The sequence below is a fragment of the Arthrobacter sp. BG3 genome, from assembly GCF_056680185.1.
In genome coordinates this window covers 2673640-2691233 of sequence record NZ_CM155270.1, presented here as the reverse complement: position 1 = coordinate 2691233, position 17594 = coordinate 2673640, and the positions used below count along the sequence as shown (strand labels likewise).

Genomic DNA, 17594 nt, shown 5'->3' with positions numbered 1-17594 from the left:
ACGGTGGTGACCGTCAGAGTAAGCTGGGTGCAGGTTTGAAGAGCGGTCTGCCGCTACGCTATGGATCGGCCGGGAGGTAAGTTAACGGTGGTTTCGAGACGTCGTATCGGCCTCGACGAGGGCCGGGCCGCCCTCGCGGCGTGGCTGGAAGCCAACGCTCCGGAGCCGGCCGCAGTTGCGGATTCGGCCGCTGCTTCCGGCAACCCCGGGGCCCCGGCGCCGCTCCCCCGCGGCACGCTGGCGACGGCGGTCCGCTACTCCCTGGAGGAGGTCACCGCGAGGGCGCCCGGTAACTCGGTGGAGGTCCGCGTCCCGCCGTTCGGCGTCACGCAGTGCGTGGAGGGCCCGCGGCACACCCGCGGCACACCCCCGAACGTCATCGAGTGCGACGCCGCCACCTGGCTGGCGATGGTCAGCGGGCAGTTGAGCTGGGCGGACGCGGTCGACGCCGGCCGGGTCGCCGCCTCGGGGCTGCGCGCCGACCTCTCGGGCCTGCTTCCGCTTTAGGCAGGCTGCGCGGCCCCCCGCGGTCTGTTGCCGTTTTAGGCAGGCTGCGCCCGGCTACCCGCGCCCGATGAAGGGCATCCCGGCGGCGGTAATCACGAGGGATCCCACGCTGGCCGAGGGCGGCATGCCGGCCATCAGGAGCACGGCGCGGGCCGCGTCATCGACCGGGAAGGTCGGCTCCACGCGGCTGCTGCCGTCGGCCTGGACGGCCCCGGAACCGACGCCGATCGTGTCCATCAGGTCCGTGGCCGTATTTCCGATGTCAATCTGGCCGCACGTGATCCCGAAGCCGCGGCCGTCGAGTTCAATGCTCTTGGTGAGCCCGGTCAGGGCGTGTTTGGTGACGGTGTACGCCACCGTCCGCGGCCGGGGTGAATGCGCGGCGATCGAGCCGTTGTTGATGATCCGCCCGCCCTGCGGCGACTGTGCCTTCATGGCCCGGACGGCGGCCGCGGCGCACAGCAGGGACCCTGTCAGGTTCACCGCCACGGTGGCGTCCCAGTCCGCCAGGCTGATCTCATCCACGGAGGCGGCCGGGCCGAACACGCCGGCGTTGTTGAACAGCACGTCCACGCGCCCCCAGCGCTGGAGGGCCGCGGCGAAGAGCCGTTCGACGTCGTCGGGCACTGTGACGTCACAGGGAACCGCCAGCGCCTGGGCATGTCCCGCCCCGGTCTCCAGCAACGGTGCTTCCCTCCGGCCGGCCAGCACCACCCGGTACCCGTCGGCAAGCATGAGCCGGGCGACCGCCCGGCCGATCCCCGAGCCGGCGCCGGTGACTACGGCTACGCGGCCGGGCAGGTGCTGTCGTGTCATCCGGCCAGCGTATGCCGAGTTGCCGGCCCATGACAGTCTTCCGGCCAACATTGCGGCAGCGTGTCATCGAGCCAGGGGCGGGCCGCCCCGCACCGGCAGCGCGGGCAGGACCATGCCCGGCAATCACAGGTCGGCGGGGTGGTCACGTGCCCGGGAGGCCCGGCTGCCGCCAGCTAGCCCTGGCCGACGCGGGCGGCGAGCCGTCCGATCGCGCTGTCCGGCAGGTTCGCCAGGAGCGCCCGGGGACTCTCGTAGATCTCGACGGCGCCGGCGTCGCGCAGTTCCGCTGCACTGGTGCCGCCGCACGTCAGTCCGATGGCCGGAATGTCGAGCTTCCCGGCGGCGTAGATGTCCCAGACGGCATCGCCCACATAGACGGCGTCGGAGGCGGACACACCGACGGCATCGAGGGCGGCGACGAGGATGTCCGGCGCCGGCTTGCTTTCCTTCGCGTCGGCCGAGCTCGTGGCCGCGTCGATGAAGGAGTCGGCCCCGATTGCGGACCGCAGCACTTCGAGATCGCGTTCCCGGGCGGAGGATGCCAGCGCCACGGCGAGCCCGCCGACGTGGCACCGCTCCAGCAGCTCGCGGGCGCCATCCAGGGCTCCCAGCGAAGGCCAGAACGTGGAAAACACGGCGGCGTGCGCGGCCATGATCGTGCTGTCGTCCCCGGTGTCCCGGTCAGCCGGCAGGAGCCTGGCGAGGATCCTGTCCCCGCCCATGCCGACCGAGCGGTGGATGCTCGCCATCGGCACATCGTAGCCGGCCTGCCGGAACGCCTGCCACCAAGCCACCGTGTGGAAATAGACGGAATCGACCAGGGTGCCGTCGACGTCGAACAGGACCGCGGCTCTGCGGCCGCCGCCGGGCGGGGTGCCGTCAGGGTTGATGTCAGTGATGAGCCCGCGCCCGCTTTCCGGCTGCCAGCGCCCCGCCGGACAGGGCGGCTCCGCGGCCTGCTCCCCCGGCGGTTCTTCTGTTCCCCCTGGCGAGTGGCCCCATGGGTGCGGACTGCCCGCCGGCGCTGCGGTCCCGGATCAGACCTGTGCCGGCGATTTCGCGGGCCTGCGCTATGCCGGCGACGGCGGCCCTCTTGGTCGGAAACGTGACCGAGACGGCCATCAGCGCGCCGGCACCGTCCAGCATGCGTATCCGGTAGCCGCCGTCGGGCGCGTCCACGAGCTCGAAATACCCAGCCATCGCACACTCCTAAATCCTCTGCCCCACCGTTGGGACAGTAGTAAGTATACTTATCTAAACGCTGGAAGAAAACCCTAAGCCTGGCTCACGGGCTTCTCCGCTCCACTCCCCCGGAGCGGGGTGTCGCTGCGGTGCACACCGTCCTCATGCAGTTCCAGGGCGCTCCTGATCAGGGCAAAATGGCTGAACGCCTGCGGCGTATTACCCAGCTGCCGCCCTTCCTCGATGTTCCATTCCTCACTGAGGAGTCCGACGTCGTTGCGCAGCGCCAGCAGCCGCTCAAACAGTTCCTGCGCCTCGTGGTGCCGGCCCGCCCCCAGGAGCGCCTCGACCAGCCAGAACGAACAGGCGAGGAACACCCCCTCCCCGCCGGGCAGCCCGTCGTCGCATTCCTGGGGCTTGTAGCGGCGCAGGAAGCCGTCGTGGGTCAGTTCGTGCTGGACGGCATCAATCGTGCCGAGGACGCGGGGGTCATCCGGAGGCAGGAACCCGACGCGCGGGATGAGCAGCAGGCTCGCGTCGAGCTCGGGCCGGCCGTAGGACTGCAGGAAGGTGTTGCGTTCGGCGTCGAACCCCTTGGACATGACGTCGGCACGGATCGTGTCCCGCAGTTCCTCCCAGCGGTCCGCGGGGCCGGGGAGGCCGAACTCCCGGACGCCCTTGACCATCCGGTCGGCCGCCACCCACGCCATCACCTTGGAGTGGGTGAAATGCCTCCGTGGCCCGCGCATTTCCCAGAGACCGTTGTCGGGCTGGTCCCAAGCCGTCTCCAGGTGCTCCATCAGGGCGATCTCCACGTCCCAGGATTCGTCGGTGCTTTTCAGCAGCGAATTACGGGTCAGCGACAGCCCGTCCAGCACCTCGCCCCAGACATCGAGCTGCAGCTGGCCGGCCGCGCCGTTCCCGGTCCTGACCGGGGCGGAATCTTCGTACCCCCGCAGCCAGGGCAGTTCCATCTCGGGCAGGCGGCGTTCGCCATGGAGGCCATACATGATCTGCAGGTCCTTGGGATCTCCCGCCACCGCCCGCAGGAGCCAGTCGCGCCAGGAAGCCGCCTCGTCCGTGTAGCCTGCCGCTAGCAGCGCCTGCAGCGTCAGGGTGGAGTCGCGGAGCCAGCAGTACCGGTAGTCCCAGTTCCGTTCGCCGCCCAGTTCCTCCGGCAGGGAGGTCGTCACGGCGGCCACAATTCCGCCGGTGGGCGCGAAGGTCAGCGCTTTCAGCGTGATCAGCGAGCGCAGCACGGCCTCCCGGTAGCGCCCGGTGACCGTGCACTTGGCCGACCAGCCCCGCCAGAATTCCTGGGTCGACGCCAGGACCTGCTCCGGGTCCACCTTGCGGGGACGGTAGAGGTGGCTCGGCGTCCAGGTCAGCACGAACGGCACCCGTTCCCCCGCTGTGACGGTGAAGTCGCTGATGGTCCGCAGGCGTTCGCCCCGCAGCGGCGCCCCGGTCACGAGGTATGCGGCGTCGGGACCGGCCACAGCATGGATCCCGTGTTCGTCGTGGCGGACCCAGGGGACAATGTGGCCGTAGTCGAAACGAAGGACCAGTTCGCCGCGCATTTTGACCGTGCCGCGGATGCCCACCACGATCCGCACGATGTCCACCACCGCGTCGCGGGGCGGCATGAAGTCGATGACCCTGACCGTTCCCGTGGGGGTCTCCCACTCGGTTTCCAGGATGAGGGTGTCCTTGCGGTACTGCCTGCGCGTGCATTCCCCGCCGCCCTCGGGCGCCAGCAGCCAGCGACCGGCCTTGGGCGTGTCCAGTAGCGCGCTGAAGCAGGCCGGCGAGTCGAACCGCGGCAGGCAGAGCCAGTCGATCGAACCTTGGGTGCTGATCAGGGCAGCCGTGTGCAGATCCCCGACCATTGCGTAATCTTCAATGCGAGCCATGGGACTTACAGTGCCACACCCGTTTACCTGGGGACTAGGATCCATAGATGCCCAAACGGAACGCGCCGCGGCAGCCGCCGTCGCGCGCATCGCTGCCGGAGCCCGAGCGGGCGCGGCGGGAAGACGCCTTCGCCGACCATGCCGGCGAGTGGGCCGGGAAGTCTTAGGGCGGGCACAGCCGGCCGGGAAAGGGACAGACGATGGACCACGCCACTCCCGGGAACGGAACGGTGCACATCGGCACCAGCGGCTGGAGCTATGACCACTGGGAGAACGTGCTTTACCCGCCCGGGCTGCCGGCGCGGGAGCGGCTGGCGTACTACGCGGCCCGTTTCAGCACAGTGGAGCTGAACGCCAGCTTCTACCGCTGGCCCCGGGACACCTCCTTCGCCAGCTGGCGGCGCCGGCTTCCGCCGGGCTTCCTGCTCTCGGTCAAGGCCCCGCGCGGGCTAACGCACGGGAAGAAGCTTTATGCCCCGGAGGTCTGGATCGAGCGGATTACCCGGTGCTGGCACGAACTCGGAGAGAAGCGGGCGGTGCTCCTGGTCCAGCTGCCGCCGGCATTCGCCCGGGACGACGCGCGGCTGGAGTATTTCCTGGCGGCGCTGCCGGACTGGGTCCGGGTCAGCGTGGAATTCCGCCATGAAAGCTGGGACGATCCCGGGGTCTACGCGCTGCTCGAACGCCACGGCGCCGCCTACTGCATCATGAGCGGCGCAGGGCTCCCCTGCGTCCTGCGTGCCACCGCGTCCTTCGTCTACGTCCGGTTGCATGGCCCGGACCGGGAGTACCTCTACGGCGGCTCGTACCCGGACGAGGACCTGCGCTGGTGGGCGGACCGGATCCGGGAATGGCAGGCTGGCGGCAAGGAGGTCTTCGTGTATTTCAACAACGACGGCGGCGGGAACGCCGTCCGCAACGCCGACACCCTGCGCCAGATGCTGGGCGCTGCCTAAACGCCTGGCATTTCCGGACGCAGTCCGTGGCGGAAAGGGCCGTTGTGGCAGAGTGGAGGCATGGAATTGGCCTCACAGCACTCACCCCGGCAGCAGCCGGTCACCGGCAACCGGGCCTTCCGCCTGGCGCACCTGGTCTCGGATACAGTCAACGGGTTCCGCCTACAGGCGGCCAAGCGCTGGCAGTTCATCCCTCAGACCATCGCCTACCAGGGGTACGGCTCCACGGACTGGGTCCGCGTGCTCGGCCGCGTGGTCCTCACCAGCAGGCCGCACCCCGGCAGCCGGGAGGAACATGCCGCCAAGAACGGCAACCAGAACATCCGGGGCTGGCGCGCATTCACATCGGTCCCGATCCAGTTCACCGAAGTGGAAATCGAAATCGGCGGGGTGACCGCCCGGGTGCATGCGGACCGCGGCGGCCTCGTGGACACCATCGTCAAGGTGACCCTCACTCCGGGGTGGCACACCGCCGTGCTCCGCGCCGAGGGCACCGAGCCCGCCGAGGCGCGGATCTACGTCATTTCCCCCGACACCAAGCTCGGGATCGTTTCCGACATTGACGACACGATCATGGTCACGGCCGTGCCCCGCCCCTTCCTGGCGCTCTGGAACACCTTCGTCCTGAACGAGCGGGCCCGGATGGCGACACCCGGCATGGCCGTGCTGATGGACCGCCTCCTGGTCGAACACCCGGAAGCCCCGGTGATCTACCTCTCGACCGGTCCGTGGAACGCCGCGCCCACCCTGGCAAGGTTCCTGAGCCGGAACCTGTACCCCTCCGGCGCCCTGCTGCTCACCGACTGGGGCCTGACCCAGGACCGCTGGTTCCGCAGCGGCCAGGAGCACAAGCGCCGCAACCTGGAACTGCTCGCCGAGGAATTCCCGCACATGCGCTGGCTGCTCTTCGGCGACAACGGCCAGCACGACGAAGCCATCTATTCGGACTTCGCCCGGCAGCACCCCGACAGCGTCGCCGCCGTCGGGATCCGCCAGCTCTCGGCGGGCGAGGCCGTGCTGGCCGGCGGCCACTCGGACACCGGCGACCACACCGGAACGTCCGTCCCGTGGCTCTACTCCCCCGACGGCGCCGGACTGGCGAAGGGCCTGCTGGACATGGACCTTCTCTAGCCTGCCGCTAGCCGACCGGGTGGGGGCGTTCGACGTCGGACGCCTGCGCCGCGGCGCCGACAGCCACGTCCCCGACAGCTGCGTCCCCGGACGCCGGCGTTGCGGGGGCCTTCGGGGCTGCGTCCCGGTGACGGGCAGCGAGCACTTCCTGGAGCCAGTAGTAGGAGGCCTTCTTCGTGCGGTTCTGGGTCTCCCGGTCCACGTGCAGCAGTCCGAACTGCTGCTTGTAACCGCCGGACCACTCGAAGTTGTCCATCAGCGACCAGACATAGTATCCGCGCAGGTCCACGGACTCCGCCGGACCGCCGGGTGACGTCGCCTCGATCGCGGTGGCAATGTGGTCCGACAGGTAGCGCGCGCGGCGTTCGTCCGGGATGATGAGCCGGCCTTCCCGGTCCCGGATCTCCAGGTCCTCGAAGCTCGCTCCGCCCTCGGTGATGTAGACCGGCGGAAGGTCGGGGTAGCGTTCGGCCATTTCCGCGAGCGCGACCCCCATGTACTCCGGTTTGATGGGCCAGCCGTAGGCGGTGGTCTCCGTGTCCGGGAACGAGGCAATGTGGAACGGGGCACCGGGCGCGGTGCCGCTCAGGTCATCGCCCATGGCCTCTGCCATCCCCTTGGGCACGGCGCCTCCACCCGGACCGGACGCCACGCGCGTTGGCATGTAGTAGTTGAGCCCGTAGAAGTCCAGCGGCTGCGAGATCAGGGCCATGTCCTCGCTGGACGGGCTGAAGGAGGAGAAGAATGTGGCGGCCCGGACGGTGTCTGGGTACTTGCCGAGTAGGACGGGGTCCGCGTAGAGCCGGTTCTGGGCCATGTCCATCAGTCCGGCGCTGAGCTTGTCCAGCGGGTTGATCGAGGCGGGCACCATGGGCGAATACACGTTCGTGATGCCAATGTCGCCGGGCACGTTGGCGGCCCGGAGGGCCTGCAGGGACAGCCCGTGGCCCAGGAGCTGGTGGTGGACGCTCGGCATGGCCTTCAGCATCAGCGCCTCGCCGGGCGCATGCATCCCCAGCATGTAGCCGTTGGTGCTGACCGTGGCGGGTTCGTTGACCGTCACCCAGCGTGTCACCCGGTCTCCGTAGGCGGCTGCGGCGATCGCGGCGAACTCTCCGAGCCGGTAGGCGGTGTCCCGGTTCATCCAGCCACCGGCCTGGTCGAGCTCCAGCGGCGTGTCCCAGTGATACAGCGTGGCCATCGGTGCGATTCCGTTGGCCAGCAGCAGGTCGATCAGCCGGTCATAGAAGTCCAGCCCCGCAGGATTGACCCGACCGCTGCCGCCGGGCTGGATACGGGACCAGGACAGGGAGAACCGGTAGGAATCGACCCCGAGGTCCTTCATCAGGGCCACGTCCTCGGGCATCCGGTGGTAGTGGTCGCAGGCAACCGCCGGGCTGTGGTCCTGAACGATCGCTCCGGGCCTGGCAGCGAAGACGTCCCAGCCAGAGGGGCCGCGTCCGTCCTCGTCCAGGGCGCCTTCGATCTGGAAGGCTGCGGTCGCCACGCCCAGGGTGAATCGCGACGGCAAAAGGGCGGCCAAGTCCTTGGCGGAAGCATTCATCAGTGGATTCCCTCAGGTAGTTTGCGGCAGTTGACTGATTTTAGGCCGCGCCGCATCCCCGCGCCACGACCGGCATCAGCGTGCCGGGCGGCCACCGTCCCGGCATGGCTGCCACGGACTCAATACACCGAGGTTTCAGGCCCGAAAAGGAAATCCTTGGCGTGGGCGACGGCTTTCCTGAACGCGTCGTTGCGCAGGGCCTGGAGCTGTTCGGTCTCATCCGCCGAGGGTTCCAGATAACTCGTGTACCCGGGCCGCAGCACCCAAATGTCACCGACCGGCGGCAGGTAGAAAACACCGAAAGAGCGGTGCTGGCTGTCCTCGGCGGTCCAGATGGGAACCACTGCCAGGGCTGCACCGGTGTCGACGTTGATCCACTGGGCCCGCGGAAGCGGTGCTTCATGGGCTTCCGGGTCGAGGAAGGGGGCCGTCCCCTGACCCCAGCGGGCCTCGAAGCGCTCGTGGAAGACCGGCATCAGATGCGAATCGTAGCGGCGCCATGCGCTCATGGCCGCACTCCTTCTTTCTTTTGTTTTTGCTGAGTGGGTGTTGCGTCCGGGCGGGGCTCACGGGCAAGGCTCACGGGCAAGGCTCACGGGCGGGCTCACGGGCCGGGCTCACGGGCCGGGCTCCCACCGCACGGGTGTTACCCGCAGGACCGGCTGATCGTTTCGGTGGTGACGCACCGGGATCTCGCGGCTTCCGGTGACGGCGCTTCTGGCAGCCGTGGTGCCGCGCCCGGCGTCCCTGCCGGCCGGGTCATACTGGGCCCGGGATTTCGGATCCCGTAGGACCGCGAAGGACTCCAGGATGCGCCGCACTTCGTCGCCGGCGTCTCCGGTCCCTGAGTCCGCGGCGGCGGAGTCCACAGCGCCGGCCGAGGGACCGACGTCTGGATGGCGGAGGCGCATCAGCGCCCGGAAGGCACGCTGAATCTCGGCCGGCGTCGCGTCCGGCGTCACGTGCAGTGCCTCATAGTAGCCACGCGGGTCACGGTTCATCGGTGCATCCCTGTCCGGAAAGACCGGGCGGGGACCAGACGGTGCCGTCTGGTCCCCGTACTTATCGGCTGGCGGGACGGTATCTGCCGGCGCCGTTACTTCCCGATCTCCTGCAGTTTGTCCTGGGTGTGAGTAATTTCAATCTTCCGCGGCTTAGCCTGCTCCCGCACCGGAATACGGAGCGTCAGGACGCCGTCGGCGTAATGCGCTTTGACCTTCTCGGTGTCCAGCGTGTCGCCGAGGATGAGCTGGCGGCTGAAGACGCCGCGCGGCCGTTCCGAGGCAATCAGCTCAACGTTGGGCTGCGTAGTATCGCGCCTTTCAGCCCTGACGGTCAGGACGTTGCGCTCGATATCGAGGTCCACCGAGTCAACGTTGACGCCGGGAAGATCGAACGCGACGACGAACTCGCCGTCCTCCTGCCATGCGTCCATCGGCATGGCCGCGGGCCGTGCCGCCGTTCCGAAAACCTGCTGGGTCAGACGGTCCAGTTCACGGAACGGGTCCGTACGCATCAACATCATTTCCCACTCCTTCATACGAGGGTTGCCAATTTTCCTGTATCCAGCCGACCTGAATATATGTGGTGGTGGATATAGATTTTTTATAGCACCGGTGCGACACTGATGCAAGGGGAAATTTGAACATCAAACTCTGCACCATCTAGACACTGAAAACTCGCGACACTGCAAGGGGGTACCGTGACGGATCGTGGTCAGGAACTAGGCCTCTATGCGATCTCCGTGGTGGCCCAGTTGGTCGGGACCGGGCAGCAGAACATCAGGCTCTACGAGCGGAAGGGCCTGCTGACGCCGGACCGCACGGCCGGAGGAACGCGGCAATACAGCAACGCAGATCTGGCGGTGCTGCGGCGGATCAGCGAACTGCTGGAGGAGGGACTCAACCTGGCCGGCGTGGCCAAAGTCCTGGAGTTGGAGGCGGCCAACGCCCGGCTACAGGACGAACTGAACAGCCTCCGCTCACGCCGGTCCTAGTGGAGCATGCCAGGCCGCGTCACCTCATCGAGGTGGGGCCAACGGCATTCCCCGGCGCTGGCCCGTTTGAACGCTTCGAGATCGTGGGAGTGCCCGACGCCGGAGCCCGAGTCACCTCGAAATCTGTCCATTGGAGACCGACCCGTCCTGGATGTCGGTCCGTTCCAGCGTCACCCTGCACCCCAACCGATTACTGTCAGAGGCCCCTTATATTCTGTAAGTGTGGACAGCGGAGCAGCGTTCAGTGTGGAAAGCAGACAGGCCCTTGCGGCCCTCGCGGCGTCCACGGCTGCGCTCGCTGCGTTCATCGGCGCCGGCACGGACTGTCCGGATCTGCCCAACGGCGACGCGCAGCCGGATACCCACCTGCTGCGGAACGCCGACTTCCCGCCCGGCGCCGACGCCCTGTTGCGGGACCAGGATCCGCTGCGGGATGCGGTGGCCGTCCGGGACACGGATCCGTTCCGGGGCATCGATCCGTTGCGGGATCTTGCCGATGATTGCCTGGATGCGTTGGCGGGGGTGGCGCGGCTGGAGGCGGGTTCGGCGGCGTTGAAGGTGCGGCTGGCCGCGGAATACGTGCAGGCCACCCGGCTCCTGACGCCGGCGTCGTTGCTGGACTCCGTCCAGGAGATGGCCCTGACCGCGGAGGTCGCCGGTGTCCTGACCGTCAGCGAACGGACCGCGGACGCGTTCCTGGGCGACTGCCAGGCACTGACCACGTCGCTGCCGCTGACCCTGGCGGCGCTGCAGGCCGGGACGATTTCCTGGCAGCACGCCCGGATCATGGTCGATGAAACCACCAACCTGGACCCGGCCGGGGCGGCCGGGCTGGAAGCGCACTTCCTGGACGCGCACGCACCGAACCCGGCCCGTGGGTGTCCGGCCGGGGAGCTTGTCCCGGGACGGTTCCGGGCCAAAACACGTGTTTGGCGGGAACGCCACCACCCCGTCAGCATCGAGAAACGCCATACCAAGGGTGCCGCGGACCGGCGGGTGGAGTTCCGCCCGGACCGGGACGGCATGGCGTGGTTCTCCGCGTACTTGCCGGCGGATACCGCCGCGGGGATCTGGGACCGGACCACCGCCGCCGCCCGGGCCCTGCAGGGCCCGGACGAGGCCCGCACCCTGGCCCAGCTGCGCGCCGACATCGCCGCCACCCTGCTTCTCGCCGGCACCGGGCTGGGCGGGCACACGAGGGCCGGGTGCGGGGATGTTCCGGTGCCGCGGGCGCAGGTCCTGATCACTGTCCCGGTCCTGTCCCTGCTGGGTGTCACCGGGGAACCGGCGGTCCTGGACGGGTACGGGCCGATCCCGCCCTCGATGGCCCGGCGCCTCATCGCGGACGGTGCAGGGTCGTTCTACCGGGTCCTGACCGACCCGCGGGACGGTGCCCCGATGGAAATCGGCCGGACCCGCTACCGCCTCACCAAGGCCCAGCGCCGGTGGCTGCGCCTGCGCGACGGGAAGTGCCCGTTCCCGGGCTGCAACAACGCCTCGCTGGACAACGACGCGGACCACCTCCTGGCCTGGGCCGACGGAGGGACCACCGGGATCTCCAACCTCGGCCAGCCCTGCCCCAGACACCACAGACTCAAACACGGCTCGGCGTGGACACCCTCCGGGGCCAGCAAAGACAAACCACCCGGCTGGACCTCACCCTCGGGACGGTACTACCCCAGCGAAGAACAGGACTGGGAACCACCCCACTGGCCACCCGGCCTCCTGACCACGGACACGGACACGGACGCAGATATGGACGGAGACGCGCTCATGGACCAAGGCTTGCCCATGGACCCCGGCCCGGATCCCGACCAGGCACTCCCCGAGGACCCCGTCCCGGACTGGACGGAGCCGCTCGTGGACACATGCCCCGAGTCCTTCCTGCGCCACGTCGCCTGAACGCGACGTCGCACGCCGTTCAGCGCAATAAGTGACGCGGAAGGCCGGCCCTTGGCGTTCGTCATCGGTCCGGGCCAGGGCTCGGCCTTGCGGACGTACCGCGATGCCATGCAGACCCACACAGACACCGGCCGGGAGTTATTCCTGGCCGGTGTCGGCCTTGGAGAGCTCCCCCGTGATCCGCTCGCCGCGGATGCGCGCCGTCCGCCAAGTGTCCAGCGCGATCACCCCGCCGAGGATCACGAACGAGATGGACAGCGAGGCGAGGGCGTCAGTCAGCCAGTGGTAGCCCAAGTAGAGCCGGCTGACCGCGGCGAAGAAGATTCCGACCCCGGCCAGCAGGAAGCCTGCGACCGCGGCCATGCGGTTGCTCCGGCGCGAGAAGACCAGGAAGGTCGTGACCAGCAGGAAGTCACAGGCTCCCAGCACGTGCCCGGAGGGGAAGGAAAAGGTGAAGTCGGCGCCGAAGAGCATGAGGTCCACTGGCGGGCGTTGGCGCCCGATGGAGCGTCCGATGAGCTGGGCAAGGATGACGCCGGTCAGCATGGCGCCGGCGAGCAGCATCGGCCGCCAGGCGTGCTTGGCCAACAGCCCCCAGACCACAGTCACCACAAGAGTGATGATCGGCAGGCCAACGGGGCCGAAGACGATCGCGAGGATGATCATTATCGTGGTGAGCGGTTCGGAGCGAAGGGTCAGGAGCCAGGTACGGACGGGTTCATCGCCTGCCGTGAGGCCGCCATGCTGGAGAACACTGGCAAGGATGGAGAAGAACAGCACGGCTCCAACAACCGCGAGACCGACGGCGATCCGGTACAGGTTCTTGCGGTCGTGCTCGCTCATGTAGCGTTCCTCGACCACGAACTTGTCGTGGAAAACCCGCCACCAGCCTGGCGAGCTCTCTGATTTTTCCTGCGCCATTTCCCGCATCCGCCTCTGCACCATGTGTGGATATTTACTTCGTGAAGAATATCCCGGTTCCGGCGCGGAAGGTGCTGTGGGTTCTGCCGGTGGCAGGGCCTGTCCGGCGGCCCGGCGGCCCGACGGCCCGCTCCCCGGTAGCCTGAATCAAATGGGCGTCATGAATGAACTGATCAATCCGCGGGTCGTCCGATCGCTGGAGCGGATCCTGGCCGCCGCTGCACCCGGCGGCAGCCTTCCCCACCTGGCCGGGACGGCCGGACAACTGGAGGAACTGAGCCTGCGGGAACGCACCGACCTCCTAAGCCGCGCGCTGCTGGCTGACCTGCCCGGAAACTACGCCGCTACCGCGGTCATCTTCCGCCGGGCGCTGGCCGATCCCGACTTCACCGGCTGGATGATCTGGCCCGTGACCGAGACGGCGGCCACGCTCGCCCTCGCCTCGCCTGAGCCGCACGACTTCGAGGACTCCCTGTCGCTGCTCGCTGAGCTGACGCCGCGGCTCACCGCTGAGTTCGCGATCCGGCGGCTCCTCGCCGCCGACTTGGACCGGGCCCTGGCCGTCATCCAGGGCTGGACCTCCCACCCGGACTGGCATATCCGCCGGCTCGCCAGCGAGGGCACCCGGGCCTACCTGCCGTGGGCCATCCGTGTTCCCGAAATCACCGGGCGGCCCGCAGCTACCCTGCCGATCCTCGACGCCCTCTACCGTGACCCGGTGGAAGACGTGCGGCGCTCCGTGGCCAACCACCTCAACGATCTGGCCCGGCACGCCCCGGACGAGGTGGTGGCCACCGCCGCCGGATGGATGGCCGCACCGGACGCGAACACCGCCAGGGTGGTCCGGCACGGCTTGCGGACGCTGCTCAAAAAGGCCCACCCCGGCGCACTGGAACTGCTCGGGTTCCCGCCGGCGTCGCTGGCCGTGACGCCTCCCCGGCTGGACCCGACCGTCGTCGAACTTCCCGGTGAGCTCGCCTTCGACTTCGCGGTCACCAACAGCGGGCCGTCGGAGGCGCGGCTCGCCGTCGACTATGTGGTGCATTATGCCAAGGCCAACGGGAGCCGCGCGGAGAAGGTGTTCAAGCTCGGAACAGCCGTCCTCGGGCCGGGCGAGTCCAGGAGATTTTCAAAGCGCCATGCTTTCCGCCAAATGACCACGCGGGTCCATCATCCGGGGGCGCATCTACTGGAACTGCAGGTCAACGGCGTGCGGTACGCGCCGGCCGAATTTTGGGTCCGAACCGACGCCGCTGAGGCCCCGCCCGCAGATTTGACGGGTCGATAAACATGACGTTATTGTCGCTTCGATCATTGGGGCCGACGAATAACCCAAGAAAGAACAGTGCGATGACGACAGTAACCGAGTGCATTGAGATCCAGGTCGACAGCCGGCAGGTCCTTGACGAACGGCTCGACGACGCCGTGCGCGGACTCCAGCAGATCGCCATGGCCACCGGGACGCAGGGCATACTGCTCACGCGGCACAAGGCAGGCCACTACACGGCGGCGCTTTCCGACCAGGTGCCCTTCGGCATGACGCGGGAAATCATTAACTGAGCCTGACGAGGCCTTGCGCGCTGCCTTTGCAGCGCAAAAAGCCAGGTCCCGGGCGGCGGAGCTTCGACTCCCGCCCGGGACCTTTTTTGCGTTTGACCTGCTGTCAGGAAGTGACTGTCAGACAGGCCCGTGAGGCAGTGCCCGTCACCAGTCGTGTACCGTGCCGTCGACGAGGCGGTTATAGGGCAGGTAGGCCTGCTGGTAGGGGTAGGCCGCCGCGGCTTCCTCGTTGAACTCCACCCCGATCCCGGGGTTGTCCCCCGGGTGCAGGTACCCGTCGACGAACGTCATCGACTGCTCGAAGACCTCGTTCGTTTTGTCCGAGTGCTGCATGTATTCCTGGATCCCGTAGTTATGGATCGCCAGACCCACGTGCAGCTGGGCCGCGAACCCCACCGGGGAAATATCCGTCGGGCCGTGGAAGCCGGACTTGATCTGGTACTGCGCGGCGAAGTCCATCACCTTCTTCAGCGGCGAGATCCCGCCGAAGTGCGTCGAGGCCGCCCGGATATAGTCGATGAGCTGTTCCTTGATCAGCGTCTGGTAATCAAAGACCGTATTGAAGATCTCCCCGATCGCCAGCGGCGTCGTGGTGTGCTGCCGGACCAGGCGCAGCGCCTCCTGGTTCTCCGCCGGGGTGCAGTCCTCCAGCCAGAACAGGTCATACGGCTCCAGCGCCTTGCCCAGCTTCGCGGCCTGGATCGGGGTCATCCGGTGATGCCCATCGTGCAGCAGCGGCAGCTCCGGACCGAACTCGTTCCGGACCGCCTCAAACACCGAAGGCAGGTGCCGCAGATACGCCCGGGTGTCCCAGTCCTCCTCCACCGGGAACGCGCCCCGGCCCGCCGGCTCGTAGTCATACCGCTCGCCCGAGGCCTGCGCCTGCGCCGCGACCCCGTACACCGCCTTGATCCCCGGCACCGCCGTCTGGATCCGCACCGACTTGTAGCCCAGCTCCAGGTGCTCACGGACCGAATCGAACAACGACTCCAGATCCGCGCCCGAGGCGTGCCCGTAAGCGCGCAGCCCGTTCCGGGACGCCCCGCCGAGGAGCTGGTACACCGGCATCCCGGCCATCTTGCCCTTGATGTCCCACAGCGCCATGTCCACCGCCGCGATCGCGGCCATCGTCACCGGACCCCGCCGCCAGTACGAGGACCGGTACAGGAACTGCCAGGTGTCCTCGATCCGGTGCGGGTCCTTCCCGATCAGCAGCTGAGCGACGTGCTCCTTCAAATACGCCGCCACGGCGAGCTCGCGCCCGTTCAGCGTCGCATCCCCGATCCCGGTCACCCCATCCTCGGTGGTAATCCGGAGGGTCACGAAGTTACGGGAGGGACTGGTCACGAAGACTTCCGCGGCAATTATTTTCACAGCTGGTCCAGGCTTTCTGTCTTGGTTGGTCCTGAGTCGGTGGCCGGCACGTGGGTGATGGTGCCGGGGGCTCTAGCGTTGGGTGGTTCCGCTGGGCGTGGTCCCCAGCAGCGCCAGCTCGTTCCGGCGGGGCAGGCCTTCCCAGTCGCCGGCGGTACTGACGGCGAAGGCTCCCGCGAGGGCGCCGCGCTGCAGGCGGCCGGCCACGTCCTCGCCGTCGAGCAGGGCGGAGAGGTATCCGGCGGTGAACGCGTCGCCGGCGCCCACGGTGTCGATGCTGGTGACCGGCACGGCGGGCGTTTCCCACCGGCCTGCGGCGGTGTGGACCCCGGCGCCGGCAGCGCCCCGCTTGACCACGACTTCCCGGACCCCGCGGTCCAGAAGTTCGGCGGCCATGGCCGTTTCGGCGTCGTCGGCCGTTCCGACGCTCCCCGCCCCGGCACTCCCTGGCACAGCGCACACCGGCGCAGCAGCGACCAGCCCGAGTTCGTCGTCGGAGGCGATCAGGATGCTGGCGTGCCGGGCGAGAGGGGTGAGGACGGCCCGCGCCTCGTCCCGGGACCAGAGCTTGCTGCGGTAATTCACGTCGAGGGAGACCTCCAGGCCTTCGCCGGCGGCGCGGGCGGCCGCATACTCCACGGCACGCCGCGCCTCCGGGCTGAGGGCTGCGGTAATCCCGGTGAGATGCAGGACCCGGGCGCCGTTCCGGAAGGCCCGGTCGACGTCGTCCCGGTCCAGGGTGGATCCGGCGGACCCGGCACGGTAGTAGAAGGCGCGGGTGACGTCGGCGGTGCGCTGCTCGAGGAACATCACCCCGGTGCTGCGGCTGGCGTCCTCGCGGTGCAGCACCCCGATCCCCTCGCTCCGGAGCTGCCGCAGGATGAACTCTCCGTGCGGGTCCGCGCCGACGACGCCGGCCCAGCCCACCCGGTGGCCGAACCGCGCGACGCCGACGGCCACGTTCGACTCCGCTCCGGCAACGTGCATGGCCAGGACGCCGCCGGCGGACAGCGGCCCGGCGGAGCGCAGCGAGACCATGGATTCGCCGAGGGTCAGGAGCTCCGGGGTCCAGGCGCCGTCGGGAATCACCGCAGGCTCTCCGCGGCGAGCCGGCGGTCGTATTCGGCGGCGAGCGCCAGGAATCCGCGGGCGCGTTCCCGGACCGGGGCCAGGTCGCCGCCCGAGCCGGCATCGCCGAAGAGTGGGCTGCCCAGGCCGACGGCGACGGCCCCGGCCTGCCAGTAGGCCGTCGCCTCGTCGAGCCCCACGCCGCCGACGGCGATGAAGGGGATCCCGGGGAACGGATCCCGCATTGCCTTGAGGTAGCCCGGTCCGCCGATGGACGCGGGGAAGAGCTTGACCGCGGTGGCACCGCGGGTCATGGCCTCGTATGCCTCAGTGGGCGTCATCGCGCCGGCCAGTACCGGGATGCCGGCGGCGGCGGAGGCACCGATCGACTCGGCCAGCGCCGGGGTCACCATGAACTGCCCGCCGGCCCCGGCCACGTGCTCCACATCCTGCGCGGTCAGCACGGTGCCGGCCCCGACGAAGCAACCGTCGGGCGCGGCCGCGCGGACGTGGCGGATCGCCGCGAGCGCATCCGGTGTGGTCAGCGCAATTTCGACGTAGCGGAAGCCCTCCTCCATGGCCGCGAGGGCAGCCCTCGCCGCGGCGCCGCCGTCTGCGCCGCGCACGATGGCGACCAGCCGGGCCTGCCGGATTCCGGCCAGCAGGGCCTCGGGGGTCAAGTGGTTGTTCTGCTCGTTGGTCAT

19 protein-coding genes are annotated in these 17594 nt (G+C 68.7%); 7 read left to right on the top strand and 12 right to left on the bottom strand.

Annotated elements, in window-relative coordinates:
• The first annotated feature begins 60 nt into the window (after positions 1–60).
• Positions 61–507 (top strand): sterol carrier family protein, encoded by a 447-nt coding sequence (locus AC1MFL_RS12040; protein ID WP_479810017.1) that lies wholly within the window; start codon positions 61–63, stop codon positions 505–507.
• Positions 508–561: 54 nt separating this feature from the next.
• Here the strand turns inward: AC1MFL_RS12040 and AC1MFL_RS12035 are convergent, their stop codons facing one another.
• The 4 genes from AC1MFL_RS12035 to AC1MFL_RS12020 form a co-directional block, all read right to left on the bottom strand.
• Positions 562–1323, bottom strand: a complete 762-nt coding sequence (locus AC1MFL_RS12035; protein WP_479810015.1) for an SDR family oxidoreductase — start codon at positions 1321–1323, stop codon at positions 562–564.
• A 173-nt stretch (positions 1324–1496) separates the two neighbouring features.
• Positions 1497–2213: an HAD family hydrolase gene (locus AC1MFL_RS12030; protein ID WP_479815444.1), complete on the bottom strand. Its 717-nt coding sequence runs from the start codon at positions 2211–2213 to the stop codon at positions 1497–1499.
• 1 nt (position 2214) lies between these two features.
• Positions 2215–2523: a YegP family protein gene (locus AC1MFL_RS12025; RefSeq protein WP_479810014.1), complete on the bottom strand. Its 309-nt coding sequence runs from the start codon at positions 2521–2523 to the stop codon at positions 2215–2217.
• Positions 2524–2597: 74 nt separating this feature from the next.
• Entirely contained in the window at positions 2598–4418 is a 1821-nt protein-coding gene (locus AC1MFL_RS12020; RefSeq protein WP_479810012.1) for a glycoside hydrolase family 15 protein, read from the bottom strand.
• A 200-nt stretch (positions 4419–4618) separates the two neighbouring features.
• Between AC1MFL_RS12020 and AC1MFL_RS12015 the strand changes: the two genes are divergently transcribed.
• Both AC1MFL_RS12015 and AC1MFL_RS12010 read left to right on the top strand, forming a co-directional pair.
• Positions 4619–5374, top strand: coding sequence for a DUF72 domain-containing protein (locus AC1MFL_RS12015; protein WP_479810011.1), 756 nt, complete (start codon positions 4619–4621; stop codon positions 5372–5374).
• Between the two features lie 60 nt (positions 5375–5434).
• Positions 5435–6505, top strand: coding sequence for an App1 family protein (locus AC1MFL_RS12010; RefSeq protein ID WP_479810009.1), 1071 nt, complete (start codon positions 5435–5437; stop codon positions 6503–6505).
• A gap of 7 nt (positions 6506–6512) precedes the next feature.
• Here AC1MFL_RS12010 and AC1MFL_RS12005 read toward each other — a convergent pair whose 3' ends face one another.
• The 4 genes from AC1MFL_RS12005 to AC1MFL_RS11990 all read right to left on the bottom strand — a co-directional run bounded on the left by AC1MFL_RS12005 (position 6513) and on the right by AC1MFL_RS11990 (position 9591).
• Positions 6513–8069 carry a GH1 family beta-glucosidase gene (locus AC1MFL_RS12005; RefSeq protein ID WP_479810007.1) on the bottom strand — a complete coding sequence of 519 codons (1557 nt, stop codon included), beginning with the start codon at positions 8067–8069 and terminating at the stop codon, positions 6513–6515.
• A 119-nt stretch (positions 8070–8188) separates the two neighbouring features.
• On the bottom strand, positions 8189–8578 hold the full coding sequence (locus AC1MFL_RS12000) for a hypothetical protein (protein WP_479810006.1): 390 nt from the start codon (positions 8576–8578) through the stop codon (positions 8189–8191).
• A gap of 108 nt (positions 8579–8686) precedes the next feature.
• Complete coding sequence (locus AC1MFL_RS11995) at positions 8687–9070, bottom strand: J domain-containing protein (RefSeq protein WP_479810004.1); 384 nt, start codon at positions 9068–9070, stop codon at positions 8687–8689.
• 95 nt (positions 9071–9165) lie between these two features.
• Positions 9166–9591, bottom strand: coding sequence for an Hsp20/alpha crystallin family protein (locus AC1MFL_RS11990; RefSeq protein WP_479815442.1), 426 nt, complete (start codon positions 9589–9591; stop codon positions 9166–9168).
• A 180-nt stretch (positions 9592–9771) separates the two neighbouring features.
• On the opposite strand from AC1MFL_RS11990, the gene AC1MFL_RS11985 reads away from it, so the two are divergent.
• Both AC1MFL_RS11985 and AC1MFL_RS11980 read left to right on the top strand, forming a co-directional pair.
• Entirely contained in the window at positions 9772–10065 is a 294-nt protein-coding gene (locus AC1MFL_RS11985) for a MerR family transcriptional regulator (protein ID WP_479810003.1), read from the top strand.
• A 408-nt stretch (positions 10066–10473) separates the two neighbouring features.
• Positions 10474–11967 carry an HNH endonuclease signature motif containing protein gene (locus tag AC1MFL_RS11980; RefSeq protein WP_479815440.1) on the top strand — a complete coding sequence of 498 codons (1494 nt, stop codon included), beginning with the start codon at positions 10474–10476 and terminating at the stop codon, positions 11965–11967.
• 138 nt (positions 11968–12105) lie between these two features.
• Here the strand turns inward: AC1MFL_RS11980 and AC1MFL_RS11975 are convergent, their stop codons facing one another.
• A complete protein-coding gene (locus AC1MFL_RS11975) occupies positions 12106–12912 on the bottom strand; it encodes a phosphatase PAP2 family protein (RefSeq protein WP_479810001.1) in 807 nt (268 codons plus the stop codon).
• Between the two features lie 127 nt (positions 12913–13039).
• Between AC1MFL_RS11975 and AC1MFL_RS11970 the strand changes: the two genes are divergently transcribed.
• Both AC1MFL_RS11970 and AC1MFL_RS11965 read left to right on the top strand, forming a co-directional pair.
• A complete protein-coding gene (locus AC1MFL_RS11970; RefSeq protein ID WP_479810000.1) occupies positions 13040–14176 on the top strand; it encodes a DNA alkylation repair protein in 1137 nt (378 codons plus the stop codon).
• A 62-nt stretch (positions 14177–14238) separates the two neighbouring features.
• Entirely contained in the window at positions 14239–14448 is a 210-nt protein-coding gene (locus AC1MFL_RS11965; RefSeq protein WP_479809999.1) for a hypothetical protein, read from the top strand.
• 144 nt (positions 14449–14592) lie between these two features.
• Here AC1MFL_RS11965 and manD read toward each other — a convergent pair whose 3' ends face one another.
• The 3 genes from manD to AC1MFL_RS11950 all read right to left on the bottom strand — a co-directional run bounded on the left by manD (position 14593) and on the right by AC1MFL_RS11950 (position 17594).
• Positions 14593–15822: a D-mannonate dehydratase ManD gene (manD, locus tag AC1MFL_RS11960; RefSeq protein WP_479809997.1), complete on the bottom strand. Its 1230-nt coding sequence runs from the start codon at positions 15820–15822 to the stop codon at positions 14593–14595.
• A gap of 72 nt (positions 15823–15894) precedes the next feature.
• Entirely contained in the window at positions 15895–16911 is a 1017-nt protein-coding gene (locus AC1MFL_RS11955) for a sugar kinase (RefSeq protein WP_479809996.1), read from the bottom strand.
• Positions 16908–17594: a bifunctional 4-hydroxy-2-oxoglutarate aldolase/2-dehydro-3-deoxy-phosphogluconate aldolase gene (locus tag AC1MFL_RS11950; protein WP_479809995.1), complete on the bottom strand. Its 687-nt coding sequence runs from the start codon at positions 17592–17594 to the stop codon at positions 16908–16910. The genes AC1MFL_RS11955 and AC1MFL_RS11950 overlap by 4 nt, the downstream gene beginning before the upstream one ends.